This window comes from Haladaptatus sp. CMAA 1909 (assembly GCF_043952005.1).
In the GTDB taxonomy this organism is placed as follows: domain Archaea; phylum Halobacteriota; class Halobacteria; order Halobacteriales; family Haladaptataceae; genus Haladaptatus.
Genome location: NZ_JBIOAV010000001.1, coordinates 3041732 through 3059571, shown reverse-complemented (window position 1 = coordinate 3059571; position 17840 = coordinate 3041732). Strand labels below are relative to the sequence as shown.

Sequence of the window (17840 nt, the reverse complement as noted above, 5' to 3'; positions counted from 1 at the left end):
TGCGATAACATTACCGCCGTTTTCTGGACATAGACACCGCTAACGGGCCGGAAAAAGAAATATGAACGACTGCCGGTCGTTATTTGTTCCGTTCGCTCAGCTTGACCTTATTGTACATCTGGCGACTGTAGCCGGCGCCACCGAACTTCGGCGCGTCGACCCACTCGAAGGCGAAGCGCTCGGAGAGGCCGTGATACATGTTGAGGAAGGTGACGTCCTCCCAGTTGGCCTCTTCCATCTTGATGTAGGCCTTCTGCCGGGCCTTCATCTCCTCGTCCGTCGGACCGCTGTTGTTCTGAATCGTCTCCCACGCCTTCGTCGCCTTCTTCGCGGCGGGCGTACCCGACCAGTTCGTGTACGACTGCGGCGAGTCCTTCGACGTGTCGGTCAGCGGCGGGTAGAGCAGGCCGAGGAAGTTGTCCGGCTTGGGCCAGTCCATGATCCAGCCGAGCGAGTAGGCTTCGAGCTTACCCTGACGACCGCGCTGCAGCAGCGTGGAGAACGCCGTCTTCTTGATCTCCATCTCGATGTGTGCCGACTGCAACTGGTCGCGGAGGAGTCCGGCCAGTTGGGGCCACGTCGAGGAGGACTTGTAGACGGTGAAGGTGAAGCTGAACTTGTTGTTCTCGTTGTAGCCAGCGTCCTCCATCACCTGCTTTGCCTTCTCGAGGTTGGACTCGTTGTAGCTGTACGGGTACTTGCTCTCGGCGTGGCTCTTGTACTTCGGCGCACCGCCGGGGTAGATCATCGGGGGCGTGAGGTGGTACGCCGGTGCACCACGGCCCTTGAACACTTCCTCGACGATGGTTTTCTGATTGGCCGCGTAGGCGACTGCCTGGCGGACGGCCTTCGGAACCGTCGCGGTGTTGAAGCCCATGTAGTAGGTGTTGATGGTCGATACACCGAGGTAGTCGAGCGTGTTGCCCTTCTCGGGTCCGTACTTACCGACCGTGCGACCGAGGTCGTCCGTACTCGTGTCGCTGATTTTGTCGGCGTCGTATTTGGACGTCGGGATGAAGTGGCTCCCGTACCCCATGTCCGCGTTCTGGCTCACGGCACCGTAGTTGTACTTCGCCTCGGAGCTCGAAGAGATCTTCCAGTGGACCGCGTCGACCTTCGCCACGTCTCCGTGGTAGTCCTCGTACTTCTCGACTTCGGCGGCGACGTTCGTCTGCCAGTTCTTGAACTTGAACGGCCCGGCACCGATGGGGTTCTTCGTCGCGAACTTGGTCTGTTTCATCTCGCCGTCGTAGCCCTCGATGTCGCCGACGATGCCTTCGGGGACTGCCGCGAAGGACGTGTAGGCGAGCATCTCGAGCGTGGCGTGGAACGGCTTCTCGAGCGTCATCTCGAGGGTGTAGTCGTCCTTCGCCTTGAGCGCGAGCGAGTTCGCTTTTGCGACGGTCAGTTCGTGTTCTCCCTCGTCGTCCGTGTACGTCTTCGTCGTCGTTTCGTGTTTGACGCCGATGGAGCTCAGAATGAAGTACTGCCGACGGGAGTTCTTCGATTCGGCGAGACGCCGCCACGAGTAAACGATGTCCTTCGCCGTGACTTCCTTGTCGTTGTGGAACTTTACGCCCTCTTTGAGGTGGAAGGTGTAGGTCTTCTGGTCGTCGGAGACCTCGTGCCCTTTAGCGAGCTGTTTCTCGACGGCAATCTCCCCGTTCGGATAGTTCATGAGGGAGTCGAAAATCTGCTGAATGATGGTCCCGGACGCGGTGTCTGCCGCTTTCACCGGGTCCAAGGTGGTCACCGTCGAGTTCATGAGTTGCAGCGTGTTTCCACCGCTGCCACCGTTACCGTTGCCGTCACCGTCGCCGTTGCCGTCACCGTTGCCGTCGCCGTTACCGTCGTCGCCGCCACCGGTACATCCGGCGAGCGCGACAGCCGATGCCGCACCTCCAGTTGCTTGTAGGAACCGCCGACGGGTCAGGTTGTCAGTATCTGTCATCCACACTCGGATTGTGTATCATAGCGGATAAACTTACCGTTTAGTATTGGCATCGTTACGGTCTTAAACGCACAGTTTATTGCAGTTCGTAGCCGATTCGGGTATTATATTGAAGAAATATTTTTCCCAATAGTTAGAAAGAATATAAAATGTGAAAAGGAAACACGTTGGCAAAACCGAACGGGGAACGTGGTATTATTTTCATGAAATACATCGTTGTCGGCTATTTTACCAGTTTTTCAAGAATTCCGTGTCGCCGCTAGACCGGTTGTCGGCGTTTCGGTGGCCTTATATCCCTTGGTACACACTCTCAAAGTATGACGCCGGATACGGCAGCAATGTCGGTGTCGCTTGCAAACGACTCCGAGGTCATGGCCTCGGTGGACGATGACGGACAGACGGAGCGGCTCGTCATCGCAGACGTGTCCCGAGATGACGCGTGGATTTGCATGCGAGTAACGGACACTGCCGCACTCTCGAACTGGCGATAGTCCCCCTCGATACCGCTTCGACTCCGAACAGCCCTCTCACCACGGATCCACTTTTCACCTCGCGACGAGCACCCGGAGAAACGGTAACTAATTCGATGGGAATGGATACCATACTCGGAGTACGGTCGCCAGAACGGATATCGTACTCAGGAAAGGGACCCATACTCACGCCAAGCGGAAACTCGACGGGCGATACTGAACCTTTTTTTCCCCGGACGCTGTTCCTTGCAGACATGGACTATCGGGAGGTCGCCGGGGAACGGGAGTTCGTTGCCCGACTCGGACACGGAGCGGACTGGCGCGAAGAGATAGAATCGCTGGCCGACGACGAGGATGTCGATGCCGCGTGGTTCATCGCGATGGGCGCGGTGCAGGACGCGGAAGTTTGGTTCTACGATCAGGACGAAACGGAGTACCGCGAGGTTCGATTCGACGAACCGCTCGAAGTCGCCTCGTGTGTGGGCAACATCGCGCTCCTCGACGGCGAGCGGTTCGCGCACACTCACGCGGTTCTCTCCCGACGGTCGGGGCAGTCGCTCGCCGGGCATCTCGACTCGGCGACGGTGTTCGCCGGAGAGTTGTACATGCGGACGTTCGAAGAATCACTCGTCCGGGAACACGACGACTCGACCGACTTGGACCTCTGGCTCTGACATGCGCGACGAAGACCGGCAGTATTTCGAGCGACTGGAATCGCGGTTGGACGAGGCCTTCGACGTGGCGGAAACGGCAAAAGAGCGCAGCGGCGACCCGCAACCCGAAGTCGAAATTCCGGTTGCAAAGGACATGGCGGACCGGGTGGAGAACATCCTCGGTATCGAGAACGTCGCGGAGCGCGTCCGCGAACTCGAAGGCGAGATGTCCCGCGAGGAGGCCGCCCTCGAACTGGCGAAGGACTTCGCGGACGGCAACGTCGGGGATTACGAGACCCGTGCCGGGAAAATCGAGGGTGCGGTTCGCACCGCGGTTGCACTGTTGACGGAGGGTGTCGTCGCCGCGCCCATCGAGGGAATCGACCGCGTCGAACTCCTCGAAAACGACGACGGGACGGAGTTCGTCAACGTCTACTACGCCGGGCCGATTCGGTCGGCGGGCGGGACGGCACAGGCGCTTTCGGTCCTGGTCGCGGACTACACGCGAGCGCTCATCGGGTTGGGTGAGTACGAGGCGCGCGACGACGAAATAGAGCGCTACGCCGAGGAGATAAACCTCTACGACTCCGAAACCGGACTGCAGTACTCCCCGAAGGACAAGGAATCGAAGTTCATCGCGAAGAACATGCCCGTCATGCTGGACGGGGAGGCGACGGGTGACGAAGAGGTGTCGGGGTTCCGCGATTTGGACCGCGTGGACACCAACAGCGCCCGCGGCGGGATGTGTCTCGTTCTGGCGGAGGGGATCGCGCTCAAAGCGCCCAAGATACAGCGATACACGCGGAACCTGGACGAAGTCGACTGGCCGTGGTTGCAGGACCTCATCGACGGCACCATCGGGAAGGACGATGGGGAATCGGAGGAAGACGACGCGGTGGCTGACGATGGTGACGACGATGGCGAGGAGGAAGATGGGGAACACGGAGCGGAAGGGGAAACCGACGAGTTACACGGACCGCCTCGCGTCGGCGAGGCGACGAAGTTCCTCCGCGACCTCATCGCCGGGCGTCCCGTGTTCACCCACCCGTCCAGGCCCGGCGGGTTCCGCCTCCGCTACGGGCGGGCGCGAAACCACGGCTTCGCGACGGCAGGCGTACAGCCCGCGACGATGCACCTCGTGGACGACTTCCTGGCGACGGGAACCCAAATCAAGACCGAACGCCCCGGAAAGGCCGGCGGCGTCATCCCCGTCGATACCATCGAGGGGCCGACCGTCCGGTTGGCGAACGGCGACGTGCGTCGCATCGACGACACCGACGAGGCGCTCGAAATCAGAAACGGCGTCGAGGAGATACTCGACCTCGGCGAATACCTCGTCAACTACGGCGAGTTCGTGGAGAACAACCACCCGCTCCCGCCCGCGTCCTACGTGTTCGAGTGGTGGGTACAGGACTTCGAACACGCCGGTGCCGACGTACAGGCGATGCGCGACGACCCGCACGTCGACCTCGAAAACCCTCGAACCGAGGAGGCGTTGGAGTGGGCGACGGAGTACGAGGCACCGCTTCATCCGACGTTCACCTACCTCTGGCACGACATCTCCGTGTCGGAGTTCGAGGCGTTAGCGGATGCGGTCGAAGCGGGCGAAGTCCGGGACGGACGACTCGTTCTTTCGAACACCGAAACGGTACGGACGGCGCTCGAACACCTGCTCGTCGAACACAGGCAGGGCGAACTGTTGGAGATACCCGAGTGGGAAGCGCTCGTTCGGTCGCTCGGATTCGACGCCGACCTCACGCGCACGTGGGACACTGTATCACAGGAAGCGCGCGAGTGGGGCGAGAACGAACCCGGAGACAACGCCGTGAAGGCGGTCAACGAAGTCGCGCCGTTTTCCGTCCGGGAGCGCGCACCGACCCGAATCGGGAACCGAATGGGTCGGCCGGAGAAGTCCGAGAAGCGCGAGATGAGTCCCGCGGTCCACACCCTCTTTCCGCTCGGCGAAGCGGGCGGCGACCAGCGCGACGTGGCGAAAGCCGCCTCCCACACCGAGGGAATGTCCGGAAAGCGCGGCCAAATCGAAGTGCAGATCGGTCGTCGAGAGTGTGAGGACTGTGGCACCGAGACGTTCAAAAGCCAGTGTCCGGAGTGCGGCGGGAACAGTTATCCCGTGTACCGCTGCCCCGACTGTGAAACGCGCGTCGAACCGGACCAAGCGGGACGGGCCGAGTGTCCCCGCTGTGAGGTCCCCGCGACGAGCGTCGAGTGGCAGACGATAGAGATGAACGACGAGTACCGAAGCGCGCTCGAATCGGTCGGCGAGCGCCCGAACGTCTTCGATACGCTCAAAGGCGTCAAGGGACTCACTTCGGCGCACAAGACGCCCGAACCGATCGAGAAGGGCGTCCTCCGCGCGAAACACGACGTCAGCGCGTTCAAGGACGGCACGATTCGCTACGACATGACCGACCTTCCGGTCACGTCCGTCAGAGCGTCCGAACTGGACGTGGAAGCGGGACAACTCCGCGCGCTCGGCTACGACGAGGACATTCACGGCGAACCGCTCCGACACGACGACCAGCTCGTCGAACTCCGCGTGCAGGACATCGTCCTCTCCGACGGCGCGGCCACCCACCTGCTCAAAACCGCCGACTTCGTGGACGAGTTGCTGGAGGACTACTACGGCCTCGAACCGTTCTACGACATGGACGAGCGCGACGACTTGGTCGGCGAACTCGTCTTCGGGATGGCCCCGCACACCTCCGCCGCCGTCGTCGGCCGCGTCATCGGCTTTACCAGCGCGGCGGTGGGGTACGCACATCCGTATTTTCATGCAGCGAAGCGGAGGAATTGCTTCCACCCGGAGACGAAGGTGTGGTATCGGGACGAGGACGACGAGTGGCGGTACGACGAAATTCGACAGTTGGTCGAAGAGCGGTTGGAAAACCCGCAGATGGATGATTTCGGTGCGCTGGTCGAAGAGTTAGATGAAGAAGTTCTTGTTCCGTCGATAGACGAGAACGGGAACATCATCCGGAAACCTGTCGAAGCGGTTTCAAAGCATCCGGCACCGAACCATTTGGTCGAAATCGAAACACGAAGCGGGCGGGAAATTACGGTGACTCCAGACCATTCGATGCTTCGGTGGAGCGGAAACGGCCTCGAAGAAATCGAAGCGCGAGAGTTGGAGGTCGGTGCTTCGGTTCCCGGTTTCCTCGGAGAGGCTGGTTCTGGATTCTCGGAGGAAGACACGAGTTCAGGAGCAGTTGCGGACGGTGGGTCCTTCGAGCGCGACGAAGTGACGCGAGTCGAAATCGTTCAGTCCGAGATTTCGAACACGTACTGTGTCACCGTTCGAGACACGCACAACCTCGTCGCAAACGGAATTGCGACGAAGCAGTGCGACGGTGACGAGGACTGCGTGATGCTCCTCATGGACGGCCTGCTCAACTTCTCGAAGGAGTTCCTGCCGGACAAGCGCGGCGGGCAGATGGACGCGCCGCTGGTGATGTCCTCGCGCATCGACCCCTCGGAAATCGACGACGAGGCGCACAACATGGACATCGTGGACCGATATCCGCGCGAGTTCTACGAGGCAACGCGGGAGATGGCCGACCCGGAGGACGTGGACATCACCATCGCGGAGGAGTACCTCGGAACCGACCGCGAGTACACCGGATTCCGGCACACCCACGACACTTCGAACATCGCGCTCGGGCCGGACCTCTCGGCGTACAAGACCCTCGGGTCGATGATGGACAAGATGAACGCGCAGTTGGAACTGGCGCGGAAGACCCGCGCCGTGGACGAAACCGACGTGGCCGAGCGGGTCATCGAGGGGCACTTCCTGCCCGACCTCATCGGGAACCTGCGCGCCTTTTCGCGGCAGGAAACCCGCTGTCTGGACTGCGGCGTGAAGTACCGCCGGATGCCGCTCTCGGGCGACTGTCGGGAGTGCGGCGGCCGGGTGAACCTGACGGTGCATCAGGGCTCGGTGAACAAGTACATGGACACCGCGATTCAGGTCGCCGAGGAGTACGACTGCCGAGAGTACACGAAACAGCGCCTTCGGATTCTGGAGCGCTCGTTGGAGAGTGTCTTTGAAAACGATAAAAACAAGCAGTCCGGAATTGCCGACTTCATGTGATTCACCGCGGGTGACGAACCGCAGTTGGTTCGTATGGGACCGCAAGTACAGACGTCACATGACCGCACCGCCACCGCATCAGCCACACCCTCCACAACCGACTCCTTCGCTCGTTTACTCGCTCAGTCATCCACCGTCAGAGCAAAGCTCTGACGAGCCATTCGTTCGTTCCTTCGTCACTCACGAAGACCTCGCACGCTTCGCCGAGACGACTCGGACGGGTTGTCCTCGTCGCCTCGCCAGCGTGCGCCACCCGGAAAGTCGGAGTTGCGGAAACGAATTCTTAGCTCGCTCGCGCCTGTCCTGACCTCGAATATCGGGATTCGGCGATGGCGAAGATGAGCGTGCTGGTCAGGCCGAGGAGGGTTCCCGCGGTGAGCATTCCGGCGAGGAACTGGAGCGAGGCGCGGCTGAGGAAGTAGGCGCTGACGGCGTAGAGGACGCCGCCGATGGCGAGGACGTAGAACGGCGCGTTCAGGTAGCGCCATTCGAACTCGTCGGCGAGGTACTCGTCGGTGATTTGGCCGAGGCTGGAGGTGATTCCGGCCGCGGAGAACCAGACGACCGCGCCGTAGATGAGCGCCGCGAGGACGCGGAGCGCGCCCAGACTCCGGCCGTCGTTCTGCACGCGAACGGCTTCGAGGTTTTCGATGCCGCTGACGCCGCCGATGACGAGGAGCGCGGCGGCGACGACGTAGGTGATGAGCGTCACGCGACCGGAGTAGAGGCTCCGTCTGGTCTTCTCCGCGAAGCGGTCCACCAACCGTTCGAGGCCGAGGCCGCGGAAGAGGATGTACAACCCGAGGAGGCCCGAGATACCGCCGAAGACGGCGCTGCCGGGCATCCCGAGTTGGTCGGCGGCGAGCGCGAGCGGGTAGATGAGCAGCAGGATGCCCAGCGGGACGAGAATCGTGCCGCGGGTTTCGGGGTCGTCCAACACCTGTTTGATGGTGTAGTACATCGACTCCAAGTCCTGTGCCTGTCGGACGACGACCCGGCGGACGCCATCGACGGGGATGCGGGAGCGGATGACGGGAATGACGCTCTCGTCCTGTGCCCCGTCCGTGACGATAACGGTGGTGATCTCCTCGCTGGTGCTGAGGCCGGCGAGGACAGTGTCCACCTCCTCGCCGACTTCGCGGTTGGCACTGATGTCGCTCCCTTCGTTTCCGGTGACGATGGCGACTTCGACGCTCTCGTCGGAGCGGATTCGGTCGTAGAGGTGGACCCCTTCGAACATGACGTTGACGTCGCTGTCCTCGGGGTCTGCGGTGGCGAGCGCGACGGCAGCGGTCTCTACCTCGTCCCGTCCGACGACCGGCGTATCGAATCGGGTCTTTCGGCCGAGGTCGTCGTCCAGGTCCACACACAACACCAACAGCATTGCCGGGTGGTACGCGACGGACGGTTAATTGCTTTCGGGAGCGAGCGGTAGTGGTGTCGTCCGGCGGGGAGGAAGGGGATCGGATGACGTTCTGAAAACATGAACAGTTCGGATGACAGAAACGACCGGGACGGTCGAATGAACGGTCTAAACGGTGGGTTTGACGTCGTACGATCGACATTAGCCCGCGAATAATAATACCTTCATACGGAAGTCTTCGACCAATGACTGGAACGCCGACACGTCGTCGCCTTCTCCACGCGGTCGGGGTCGCGGCGACGGCGACGCTGGCAGGATGTTCGTCCAGCGGCGACGACGAGACGTCGAGCGCGGAAACGACAGGCGGTACGCGGACGACCGGAACCGCCGTCGGATCGACGAGTACGGGTACCGGGACCGCCGAAATGACCGCTTCCGGAACGACGGACGCGACGGAAACGACCACTGACGAGACGACCGAAGAAACGACGACGAACGGGACGACGACCGAAACACCACCACCGGAGGGTGGTGGCGACGTCCGGTTTACGACTCGGAACGGGGCCACGGTTCGGGGCACGCTTCTGGGTGACGGCGAGTGTGCACTCGTCTTCGCACACGACGCTGGGTTCGACAGGAAAAGCTGGCTCCCGATGGCGAAGCGGTTCGCGGAGAACGGCAACACCTGCCTCACCATCGACGTGAAACTGGGCAGCGACGCCGCGCCGGAGTACGTTCTCGCCGCGATTCGCTACCTGCGCGAGCGGGTCGGTGTCGAGCGCGTCCTCCTCGTCGGTGCCGGTGCGGGCGCGAACGCGGTCATCCGCGCGAACGCACGGGCGGAATCGGGGACGGTGGACGGGACGTTCGCGCTCTCGCCGGAGGAAGGCGAGGACGTCGTCGCCGAGATGCAGGGGTGGAAGCTGTTCGTCGTGAGCCAAGGGGACGACGAGGAGTACGTTCAGATGGCGAAACGGATGGAAGCGGCCGCCGCGAACCCCGCTCGCCTCGAACAGGTCAGCGGAAGCGAACACGGACAGGCCGTGGTCGAATCGAACCCGGAGGAGACGTGGTCGATCATGAACAGCCTCCTGCGAACGGTTTGCGGGTGAGCGGATCGATTCGCACGCTTTTTGAGGCTCGACGGGTAAAACGGTACAACGAATGATTTCCAAGGGCTGTGAACAGTGTGCCGAAGGCGGGAAGATGGTTCTCTTCGTCTACGGCTATTGCGACCAGCGCGACTGTTTTTACTGCCCCCTCGGCGAGAACCGGAAGAACGTCACCGACGTGTACGCCAACGAACGACTCGTCGAGGACGACGAGGACGTGATTACGGAGGCAAAGCGCATGAACGCGCTCGGCACGTCCATCACGGGCGGCGAACCGCAGGAGGCGATGAACAAGACCTGTCGGTACCTCTCGCTCCTCAAGGAGGAGTTCGGCGAGGACCATCACACGCACCTCTACACCGGAATCACGGGCGGGCGGGAGAACATGCGTCGACTGTCGGAGGCCGGACTGGACGAAATCCGCTTCCATCCGCCGTACGAACAGTGGGGCGACCTGCACGGAACCGAGTGGGAAGATATCCTCTACATCGCCCGCGAGGAAGGACTCACGCCCGCGTTCGAGATTCCGGGAATCCGCGCCGAAGAAGAGTTCCTCGACTTTCTGGATGAGGGCGCGGCGGACTTCTGCAACATCAACGAGTTCGAGATGTCACAGGGGAACTACCGCCGGATGCAGGCCGAAGGGTTCGAACTCCAAGAGGGTCACATGTCCGCCGTGGATGGCTCGAAGGAGGACATCCTCGACGTGATGGGCGACCATCCGCGGACGTACTTCTGTACCTCGGTGTTCAAGGACGCCGCTCAACACCGCAACCGCCTGAAGCGGATGGCCCGCCAGATTCGCCGCGAGTTCGACGACGTGACCGACGACGGCACCCTGATTTACGGGAAGACGTGGGCCGAGAAAGGGCAGTTCGCCGACCTCGGCGTCCCCGAGGAGTTCTACGCCGTCAAATCGAACCACATCGAAGTCGCGTGGTGGCTGTTGGAGGAGATGATAGAGGAAGGAGACGTGGAGAAGGGCGAAATCGTGGAGCAGTATCCGACCTACGACGGTCAAGTCGTGGAACGGACGCCGTTGGCGTGATTTCCGCGAGCGAACGTAGTGAGTGAGCGGGATGTTTTTGGTGCAGGTTTTTGCGAGGAGTGGTTCGTGAGCGACGCGAACGGACCCGACGAAGTAAAAAGGTGCACGCGGCAGGTCGTGGAGCGGACGCCGTTGGCGTGATTTCCGCGAGCGACGCGAGACGCGGAGCGCCCCGAAGTTACAGTTCTTTTTCGAGTAGCGGCGCGTCGTAGGGACGGTTGTCGAGGCTCTGCACGCCGGTTCGTTCGTATCCACACCGACGATACCAGTCTTCGAGGAACGGGTGATCCGAGAGCGTTCGAAGGCGAACCGTTCCCCACCCTTCCGACTTCACGTGTTCCTCCGCCGATTCGAGCAGCGCGCTGCCGATTCCCCGTTCCTGCCGATCGGGACTGACCGCGAGGCGGCCGATTTCGGGGAGTTCCCAATCCGGACGAGGAATCATCTGGACGGCGCCGACGAACTCGCCGTCGTGAGCGGCAACGAACACCGTCCGGTCCCGAATCCACCGTGTGACGGTTTCCTCGTCGCAATCGGCGACGCTGGACGGGAATCCGATTTTCTCGTTCTCCGCATACGAGCGGCGATACAGTTCGGCCAACGCCGGTGCGTCTTCCACCCTCGCGTTCCGAATGACCGGGTTCACAACCACTCTACTGGGGCGTACACACATTAAATCGGTCGGCGACCCAACCGCGGAGTCCAGCAACACCCTCGAAAAATCTTCGATTTTTCGGGCCGACGAATCCCCCGACGGAGCGACGAAGACGAGCGAACGCGAGTCTTCGGACGCGACGGGAGAGGGTGAGGAGGCTTTTGGTCCAGATTTTGCCAGAGAGCGCGGCGTTGCCGCGCTCTCGCAGCAAAAGGTGGTGGATGAAGGTTGCGGAAGTGTTTAGGCGCGCGCCGCTATAGCCTGTAGCATGCCCGACTGTCCACTCGCCGACCACTGCCCCAGTTTCGAAGAGCGAATCAGCGGGATGGGGTGTCACCACTACGGCGACCGCGGCGGCGCGGAGTGGTGCAACCACTACAACCAACCCATCCGCGAGTTGAAGACCGCCCCTGTTCAGCCGGGAGAGGAAGTGGTCGTGGAAATCGACGACATCCACGAGAGCGGTTCCGGCGTCGGTCGAACGGAGGACGGATTCATCGTTCTCGTGGACGGCATCCTCCCCGACGCACGCGCCAAGGTGAAGATAACGAACGTGAAGGGCAACCACGCGCTCGCCGACCCCGTGGAGCGGTTGCCGATGGAACCGGACGAGGCGGATGAGGAGACGCCGAGCGAAGGGGACAAAGCGAACGCCGACCGGCGGTCGAACCGCCGCGAACGGGAGCGCCTCGGAAGTCGGGACAACTTCTGGGGCGGATAAACCGACGAGTGGACAGTCATTTGCGGGTGGGGGGCGTACGCCGAGTCGTGTCGGAGTGTACGAATGAGTGAGCAACCGGACGCGGACGAGATTCTCCGACGAGCGGGGTTCGACGCGGAGACGAGTGTTTTGACCCGACGACAAGCGGAGGTACTGGCGCTCCGCGAACGTGATACCGCGCAGGCGGCCATCGCGGAGCGGTTGGGAACGTCGAGGGCGAACGTTTCGAGCATCGAAGCCAGCGCTCGGGAGAACATCAGGAAGGCGCGCGAAACGGTGGCGTTCGCGGAAGCGCTTCGCGCGCCGGTTCGGGTGGAAGTCGAACCGGAGAGCGACCTCTACGACGTCCCCTCGCGGGTGTACGAAGCGTGTGACGTGGAAGGGGTGAAGGTGAACCACGCGGCACCGGAGCTGATGAAGCGGATCAGCGACGAGGCCGGCGGGGCGGTGAAAGGGCGCACGGTTCGCACCGCCCTGCTCATCGGCGTGACACGGGACGGCGAGGTGGCAGTCAGACGGCTGACTCCCGAGGAGTTTTAGCGGTTCGCACGGATTCGAACGTATGAACCTCGAGATGGAGGGCGACACGGCACTGATAACGGCGAGTTCGAGCGGACTCGGCTTGGCGAGCGCGAAGGCGTTGGCGCGGGAAGGAGCCGACGTCGTCATCTGCGCGCGGAACGAGGAGGGGTTGGCGAGCGCCGAGGAGGAAATCGCTGAACTCGACGGCGGGGACGTGCTCGCGGTTCCGACGGATATCACCGACCCGGACGAAATCGAGGCGCTGATAGAACTGACCGTCGAGGAGTTCGGCGGACTCGACCACCTCGTCACGTCGGCGGGTGGGCCGCCGAGCGGGCCGTTTCTCGACACCACGGAGCGCGATTGGTACGCCGCCTACGACCTCTTAGTGATGAGCGCGGTGTGGTTGACGAAACAGGCGTACCCGTATCTCGCGGACAGCGATACCGGAACGGTGGTGAACATCACCTCGACGAGCGTTCGGGAGGCCATCGACGGACTCGTCCTTTCGAACGCCGTTCGGCGAGCCGTCATCGGATTGATGCAGACGCAGGCCCGTGAGTTCGCGCCGGACGTTCGAGTCAACGCGGTGCTTCCCGGTGCGCACGAGACGCCGCGGATTCAGGAGTTGGTGGAGGCAGCCCTCGAACGCGGCGAGTACGACACCTACGAGGAGGGGCTAGCCGACTGGGCGAGCGACATCCCGATGGGGCGGGTGGGCGACCCGATGGAACTCGGCGACACGGTGGCGTTCCTGTCGAGCGAGCGCGCGAGTTTCGTAAACGGCGTCGCGCTTCCCATCGACGGTGGGAGACTGCGAAGCTGAAGATGGCTGAAACGCAAACGGCCGAACCGAAGACCGTGCTCTCGTGGAGCGGCGGCAAGGACGCCGCCTACGCGTTGTTCGAACTGGGTGAAGTGACGGAACTCCTCACCTCGGTCGGAGAGAACGGCCGAAGTAGCATGCACGGCGTGCGCCGGGAGTTATACGACGCACAAGCCGAGGCGCTGGGAATACCGATTCGGTACGTCGAACTCCCGATGGAGTGCTCGAACGAGGAGTACGAGTCCCGAATGGCCGCCGTGATGGCCGAGTACGAAACACGTGGAATCGAGCGAGTCGCCTTCGCGGACCTCTTCCTCGAAAACATCCGAGCGTACCGGACGGAGCAACTCGGGGAGACGGGCATCGAGGGCAGTTGGCCGGTCTGGAACCCCGACACCGACGAACAGATTCGTCGGTATCTCGACGCCGGGTTCCGCGCGACTGTCGTGACCGTCGATGGGGCGAAATTGGACGCCTCGTTTGTTGGTCGAGAGTTGGACGAGTCGTTCCTCGCCGCCGTTCCCGACGGGGTCGACCCCTGCGGCGAGAACGGCGAGTTTCATACGTTCGTCTGGGACGGGCCGACCTTCGACTCACCGCTCTCGGTCGAAGTCGGAGAAACCGTGACGAAGGAAGTGGGCGACGGCGAGTACCACTACTGCGATCTGTATTAGGACTCTATTTCCTGTGCGATTTCCTTCGCTTCGTCGCGGGCTTTCTCCTCTCCCGCCTGCGTTTTGATGAGGACGCTCTGGATTTCCCAGTCGTCGCTGCCGCCACGTTTGCCGGTCCGAACCTCCGCGCCCTCCGAGATGTCCTGTGCGGCGTTTGCGGCCCAGTCGGGCGTTCGAATCGTGTCGAACACGTCCGGGTCGCGGAATCTGACGTGAATGTAGTCGTCCGCCGTTTCGACCGATTTGATGGATGGTACGTCAGCCATAGCGTGTCGGGTTCGGGATGGAAATGCAGAAAGCTGATGGCTAGGTCAGAAACGGTCCTCCTCGCGCAGTTCCGCGACGACTTCGCGCACGCGTTGGGCCTCGGATTTCGGGACGACCAAGACGCGGTCGTCGTAGGCGGCGACCACGAGGTTCTCGACGTCGACGAGGCTCACGTGCTTATCACCCGCCACGATGTTCCCGGTGGCGTCGATGGTCAGCGCGTCACTGAGGAGGACGTTCTCTCCGGAATCGAAGCGCTCGAACGCGTCCCACGAACCGAGGTCGTCCCAGTCGAATTCGGCGGGAACGACGAAGGCGTCGTCGGTGCGCTCCATGATGGCGTAATCGACGCTCGTCGGGGATATCGCGTCGAAGCCCCGGTTCGGGTCGCCGTCTTCGAGTGCGGTGACGAGCGGTTCGAGCGGGGAATCACGTGCGGCCTGAAGAAAGGCGTCCGGCGTCCACGCGAACAGGCCGGCGTTCCAGTAGAAACCGTCTTCGACGAATCGAATCGCGGTCGATCTGTCAGGTTTTTCCCTGAACTTCGAGACGGAGAAGTAGCCGCAGAGGTCATCTCCGGGTTCGATGTAACCGTACCCTGTCGACGGTCTGTCCGGTTCGATACCGACCGTGACGACCCCCTGCGTTTCGACTGCAACTGACGCGGCGCGGCGCGCAGTCGTCTCGAAATCGCCCTCGATATGGTGGTCGCTGGGCAGGCAGAGGAGCACGCAGTCGCCGACCTGCTCCCGGATGCGATGGGTGGCGTACACCAGTGCCGGACCGGTATCCTTCGGTTCCGGTTCGACGAGGACGCCCGCCTCGGGCGCGTGTTTACGGACGAGGTCAACGTGCTCTTCGGCGGTACAGACGAAGCGTTCGTCGGCGAAGCCGGCACGGCTCACGGTTTGGGAGAGCAACGAGTCGTCCCCGAGAAGCGGAAGGAACTGCTTCGGTCGGTCGCTTCGACTCGCGGGGTAGAGTCGAGTTCCGGTACCACCGGCCATGATCAGTGCGACGAGCGGGCGGTCCATATCCCTCCCACAATCCTGTGGCGTTTAAATTCGTCTCATTAAAATTCGAACCCTTCGGATCGGGGTTCGCGTGCACATCCGTACCGAAAAAAGTGTGAAGTATGTTTACGCCGCGCCGCGCGGTTCCGATTCCGGGGTCGCGCCTTCGCGGGTCTCATGTCGGGTTCCCTGCGCCATGAACATCATCGACAGGCCGCTGATGAGGAGGTTCACGCCGAAGAGGAGGCCGAGCGCCCACGCGGCGGTTGCCGGCCACCCGACCCAGATGATCGCGGCGATGACGAGCGCACAGACGCCGCTCACGACGAGTGCGCCCCAGCCGCGGCTGCCGCGAGCCTGGAATCCCATGACGATTTCGAGGACTCCGTCGACGACGAGGAACGCCGCCAGCAGGATGGTCAACGTCGTGAGTCCGATGAGCGGGTTCGCCAGAAGCGAAATCCCGGCCACGGCGAAGATGACCGCGAGGATTCCTTGCACGAAGAACCGCTTCCACCCCCCCGAGAAGGCGTGAGCGACGTGCACGAGCGCCCCGACGATCAACAATGCCCCGAGCAGAATCGAGAGCGAAACGCCGGCCGCAAACGGCGCTAAGATGGCTAGAACGCCGATTATGGCGATGATAACTCCAGCCACCATCGAAGCACGCCACGATCTCTCGGCGGTTTCGGATACGACTTCCGCACCGCTTTGTACATTAGTGCTCATTTGAAGTTCACCAGTACACTTATTGGATTGCCAAGGTAATAAATTGTGTTGATTATTTGAAGGAAATACCAAGCATCAGACCCATTTCTTGAGATTGAAAGGAGTAGAGACATTGTAAGCAGGGAATGTGAATTTCCCAAACGTGACACCTCTCAAAGTTATTGGATCGGATACCGGTTGAAACGAACTACGAGTTGACGGTTTCGAGAAGTATTGGCCAAATCTTTGATGTGAATGACGTTCGTTTCAGCGTCCGGCCGTCACCAGGTTTCGATAGTACCCTCGCGAATGTCTTCGACGCATCCTTCACACGCGGGGTGGTCCGGATCGAAGCATTTCGGACGACCTTCCTTGTCTATCGGCGCTGCTCTCCGGTCGACGTATCGGCGGCAGACGATCTTTGCTCGACCGTGTTCGTCCCGCGGCAGATCGGCGAGAACCGTATCCTGTGCGTTTCGATACGCCTCCCTCGCCTCGTCTATCTGGCGGTTCGCCGAGTCGCGGGTTTCGGCGTACTTCTTTCCCACCGTCCGGAGTTTGACGCGGAGGAAACGGTCGAGGCGGTCGTCCATGTCACCCCTTTGGTGGTGAGGGAATGAAAGGTTAACCCGGTTCGGTCGAACGAAGCGAACGACGAGAGGGAGGCGTCCGTACGTTGTGGACGGATACCGGCAATAGCAAGCAGACGAGCCCGAATACTCCACTTTCACTTTCGCTCTGCCCACGTAACCTTTTATACCATCGCGAACCAACCACGGCATGTCTCCCATAGAAAACGAAGTGGAGACGGAGCAACCATGACCGATGTGCGACAGCATGCGGAAGAAATACACGAACAGTTCTCCGACCACCTCGACGTAACCGTAGACGACGTAGCGTCGCGTCTCGACAGCCTCGTCAACGAGTACAAAGTGCCGATGGAAGAGGCGCGTCGAAGCGTCACCAGCCATTATCTGGACGAAGCCGGGCTCGAACGCGACGAGATTCGAACGGGCGGAACCAGCGACGTGAACGTCGAAGACATCGAAACCGACGAGGAGTGGGTCAACCTCACCGCGAAGGTCGTCGACCTCTGGGAACCGCGCAGCGACTCCGTGGGCCAAGTCGGCCTCCTCGGCGACGAGACGGGCACCATCAAGTTCACGAAGTGGGCCAAATCCGACCTCCCGGAACTGGAGGAAGGGAAAGTCTACACGCTCGGCAACGTCGTTACGGACGAGTATCAGGGCCGCTATTCGGTGAAGCTCAACCGCACGACCACCGTCGAGGAACTCGACGCCGACATCGAAGTCGGCGACAACAGCAGCGAGATGGAGGGTGCACTGGTGGACATTCAGTCCGGCAGCGGCCTCATCAAGCGCTGCCCGAAAGAAGACTGCACGCGAGTCCTGCAGAACGGCCGTTGTTCGGAACACGGCGAGCAGGAGGGCGAATTCGACCTTCGAATCAAGGGCGTCTTGGACGACGGCCTCGACGTTCACGAGGTCATCTTCAACGAGGAATCGACCGAGAACCTGACCGGCATCGAACTGGAGGAGGCAAAGCAGATGGCGATGGACGCGCTCGACACGACCGTCGTGGCCGACGAAATGCGCGAGAAAACGCTCGGCCACTACTACCGCGTGACGGGACCGACGATGGGTCGGTACCTGCTCGCGAACGACGTCGAACTGCTCTCCGGACCGGTCGATGCGGAAGCGGCGCTTATCAAAGCGAGGTCGATGTAAC

At 61.7% G+C, this 17840-nt stretch carries 18 protein-coding genes; 11 read left to right on the top strand and 7 right to left on the bottom strand.

Features of this window, described 5'->3' with window-relative positions:
- Positions 1-79: 79 nt before the first annotated feature.
- Positions 80-1951 carry an ABC transporter substrate-binding protein gene (locus ACGYLY_RS16490; RefSeq protein WP_395283874.1) on the bottom strand — a complete coding sequence of 624 codons (1872 nt, stop codon included), beginning with the start codon at positions 1949-1951 and terminating at the stop codon, positions 80-82.
- Positions 1952-2268: 317 nt separating this feature from the next.
- On the opposite strand from ACGYLY_RS16490, the gene ACGYLY_RS16485 reads away from it, so the two are divergent.
- The 3 genes from ACGYLY_RS16485 (at position 2269) to ACGYLY_RS16475 (ending at position 7182) form a co-directional block, all read left to right on the top strand.
- Positions 2269-2442: a hypothetical protein gene (locus tag ACGYLY_RS16485; protein ID WP_231185983.1), complete on the top strand. Its 174-nt coding sequence runs from the start codon at positions 2269-2271 to the stop codon at positions 2440-2442.
- A 233-nt stretch (positions 2443-2675) separates the two neighbouring features.
- Positions 2676-3095, top strand: coding sequence for a PPC domain-containing DNA-binding protein (locus ACGYLY_RS16480; RefSeq protein ID WP_395283875.1), 420 nt, complete (start codon positions 2676-2678; stop codon positions 3093-3095).
- A gap of 1 nt (position 3096) precedes the next feature.
- Positions 3097-7182 carry a DNA-directed DNA polymerase II large subunit gene (locus ACGYLY_RS16475; protein WP_395283876.1) on the top strand — a complete coding sequence of 1362 codons (4086 nt, stop codon included), beginning with the start codon at positions 3097-3099 and terminating at the stop codon, positions 7180-7182.
- A 283-nt stretch (positions 7183-7465) separates the two neighbouring features.
- Here the strand turns inward: ACGYLY_RS16475 and ACGYLY_RS16470 are convergent, their stop codons facing one another.
- Positions 7466-8566: a DUF373 family protein gene (locus tag ACGYLY_RS16470; RefSeq protein ID WP_395283877.1), complete on the bottom strand. Its 1101-nt coding sequence runs from the start codon at positions 8564-8566 to the stop codon at positions 7466-7468.
- Positions 8567-8790: 224 nt separating this feature from the next.
- Here ACGYLY_RS16470 and ACGYLY_RS16465 point away from each other — a divergent pair, with 224 nt between their 5' ends.
- Positions 8791-9657, top strand: a complete 867-nt coding sequence (locus tag ACGYLY_RS16465) for an alpha/beta hydrolase family protein (RefSeq protein ID WP_395283878.1) — start codon at positions 8791-8793, stop codon at positions 9655-9657.
- A 52-nt stretch (positions 9658-9709) separates the two neighbouring features.
- Positions 9710-10705 carry a radical SAM protein gene (locus ACGYLY_RS16460; protein ID WP_395283879.1) on the top strand — a complete coding sequence of 332 codons (996 nt, stop codon included), beginning with the start codon at positions 9710-9712 and terminating at the stop codon, positions 10703-10705.
- A 178-nt stretch (positions 10706-10883) separates the two neighbouring features.
- Here ACGYLY_RS16460 and ACGYLY_RS16455 read toward each other — a convergent pair whose 3' ends face one another.
- Positions 10884-11324 (bottom strand): GNAT family N-acetyltransferase, encoded by a 441-nt coding sequence (locus ACGYLY_RS16455; protein ID WP_395283880.1) that lies wholly within the window; start codon positions 11322-11324, stop codon positions 10884-10886.
- Between the two features lie 13 nt (positions 11325-11337).
- Between ACGYLY_RS16455 and ACGYLY_RS16450 the strand changes: the two genes are divergently transcribed.
- From ACGYLY_RS16450 to ACGYLY_RS16430, 5 genes are read left to right on the top strand one after another with little or no spacing between them, the layout of a single operon-like run.
- Positions 11338-11604 carry a hypothetical protein gene (locus ACGYLY_RS16450; protein ID WP_395283881.1) on the top strand — a complete coding sequence of 89 codons (267 nt, stop codon included), beginning with the start codon at positions 11338-11340 and terminating at the stop codon, positions 11602-11604.
- A gap of 24 nt (positions 11605-11628) precedes the next feature.
- Positions 11629-12081 carry a TRAM domain-containing protein gene (locus ACGYLY_RS16445; RefSeq protein WP_395283882.1) on the top strand — a complete coding sequence of 151 codons (453 nt, stop codon included), beginning with the start codon at positions 11629-11631 and terminating at the stop codon, positions 12079-12081.
- Positions 12082-12099: 18 nt separating this feature from the next.
- Positions 12100-12621 (top strand): Tfx family DNA-binding protein, encoded by a 522-nt coding sequence (locus tag ACGYLY_RS16440; protein WP_395284188.1) that lies wholly within the window; start codon positions 12100-12102, stop codon positions 12619-12621.
- Between the two features lie 22 nt (positions 12622-12643).
- Positions 12644-13429, top strand: coding sequence for an SDR family oxidoreductase (locus ACGYLY_RS16435; RefSeq protein WP_395283883.1), 786 nt, complete (start codon positions 12644-12646; stop codon positions 13427-13429).
- A 2-nt stretch (positions 13430-13431) separates the two neighbouring features.
- Entirely contained in the window at positions 13432-14103 is a 672-nt protein-coding gene (locus ACGYLY_RS16430; RefSeq protein ID WP_395283884.1) for an ATP-binding protein, read from the top strand.
- Here the strand turns inward: ACGYLY_RS16430 and ACGYLY_RS16425 are convergent.
- The 4 genes from ACGYLY_RS16425 to ACGYLY_RS16410 all read right to left on the bottom strand — a co-directional run bounded on the left by ACGYLY_RS16425 (position 14100) and on the right by ACGYLY_RS16410 (position 16684).
- Entirely contained in the window at positions 14100-14369 is a 270-nt protein-coding gene (locus ACGYLY_RS16425) for a hypothetical protein (RefSeq protein ID WP_395283885.1), read from the bottom strand. The genes ACGYLY_RS16430 and ACGYLY_RS16425 overlap by 4 nt on opposite strands.
- Positions 14370-14414: 45 nt before the next feature.
- Positions 14415-15404 (bottom strand): mannose-1-phosphate guanylyltransferase, encoded by a 990-nt coding sequence (locus ACGYLY_RS16420; RefSeq protein ID WP_395283886.1) that lies wholly within the window; start codon positions 15402-15404, stop codon positions 14415-14417.
- Positions 15405-15509: 105 nt separating this feature from the next.
- The gene (locus ACGYLY_RS16415; RefSeq protein WP_395283887.1) at positions 15510-16112 is read right to left on the bottom strand and encodes an HdeD family acid-resistance protein; all 603 of its coding nucleotides are present in this window, start codon (positions 16110-16112) and stop codon (positions 15510-15512) included.
- Between the two features lie 260 nt (positions 16113-16372).
- Positions 16373-16684: a hypothetical protein gene (locus tag ACGYLY_RS16410; RefSeq protein WP_395283888.1), complete on the bottom strand. Its 312-nt coding sequence runs from the start codon at positions 16682-16684 to the stop codon at positions 16373-16375.
- Positions 16685-16909: 225 nt separating this feature from the next.
- Here ACGYLY_RS16410 and ACGYLY_RS16405 point away from each other — a divergent pair, with 225 nt between their 5' ends.
- Positions 16910-17839 (top strand): replication factor A, encoded by a 930-nt coding sequence (locus ACGYLY_RS16405; RefSeq protein ID WP_395283889.1) that lies wholly within the window; start codon positions 16910-16912, stop codon positions 17837-17839.
- Position 17840: the final 1 nt, after the last annotated feature.

Coding starts and splice junctions, on each gene's coding strand:
- ACGYLY_RS16410 (WP_395283888.1), bottom strand. CDS start 16,684: ATGGACGACCGCCTCGACCGTTTCCTCCGCGTCAAACTCCGGACGGTG.
- ACGYLY_RS16460 (WP_395283879.1), top strand. CDS start 9,710: ATGATTTCCAAGGGCTGTGAACAGTGTGCCGAAGGCGGGAAGATGGTT.
- ACGYLY_RS16415 (WP_395283887.1), bottom strand. CDS start 16,112: ATGAGCACTAATGTACAAAGCGGTGCGGAAGTCGTATCCGAAACCGCC.
- ACGYLY_RS16480 (WP_395283875.1), top strand. CDS start 2,676: ATGGACTATCGGGAGGTCGCCGGGGAACGGGAGTTCGTTGCCCGACTC.
- ACGYLY_RS16430 (WP_395283884.1), top strand. CDS start 13,432: ATGGCTGAAACGCAAACGGCCGAACCGAAGACCGTGCTCTCGTGGAGC.
- ACGYLY_RS16405 (WP_395283889.1), top strand. CDS start 16,910: ATGACCGATGTGCGACAGCATGCGGAAGAAATACACGAACAGTTCTCC.
- ACGYLY_RS16420 (WP_395283886.1), bottom strand. CDS start 15,404: ATGGACCGCCCGCTCGTCGCACTGATCATGGCCGGTGGTACCGGAACT.
- ACGYLY_RS16470 (WP_395283877.1), bottom strand. CDS start 8,566: ATGCTGTTGGTGTTGTGTGTGGACCTGGACGACGACCTCGGCCGAAAG.
- ACGYLY_RS16425 (WP_395283885.1), bottom strand. CDS start 14,369: ATGGCTGACGTACCATCCATCAAATCGGTCGAAACGGCGGACGACTAC.
- ACGYLY_RS16490 (WP_395283874.1), bottom strand. CDS start 1,951: ATGACAGATACTGACAACCTGACCCGTCGGCGGTTCCTACAAGCAACT.
- ACGYLY_RS16475 (WP_395283876.1), top strand. CDS start 3,097: ATGCGCGACGAAGACCGGCAGTATTTCGAGCGACTGGAATCGCGGTTG.
- ACGYLY_RS16465 (WP_395283878.1), top strand. CDS start 8,791: ATGACTGGAACGCCGACACGTCGTCGCCTTCTCCACGCGGTCGGGGTC.
- ACGYLY_RS16450 (WP_395283881.1), top strand. CDS start 11,338: ATGACCGGGTTCACAACCACTCTACTGGGGCGTACACACATTAAATCG.
- ACGYLY_RS16485 (WP_231185983.1), top strand. CDS start 2,269: ATGACGCCGGATACGGCAGCAATGTCGGTGTCGCTTGCAAACGACTCC.
- ACGYLY_RS16435 (WP_395283883.1), top strand. CDS start 12,644: ATGAACCTCGAGATGGAGGGCGACACGGCACTGATAACGGCGAGTTCG.
- ACGYLY_RS16445 (WP_395283882.1), top strand. CDS start 11,629: ATGCCCGACTGTCCACTCGCCGACCACTGCCCCAGTTTCGAAGAGCGA.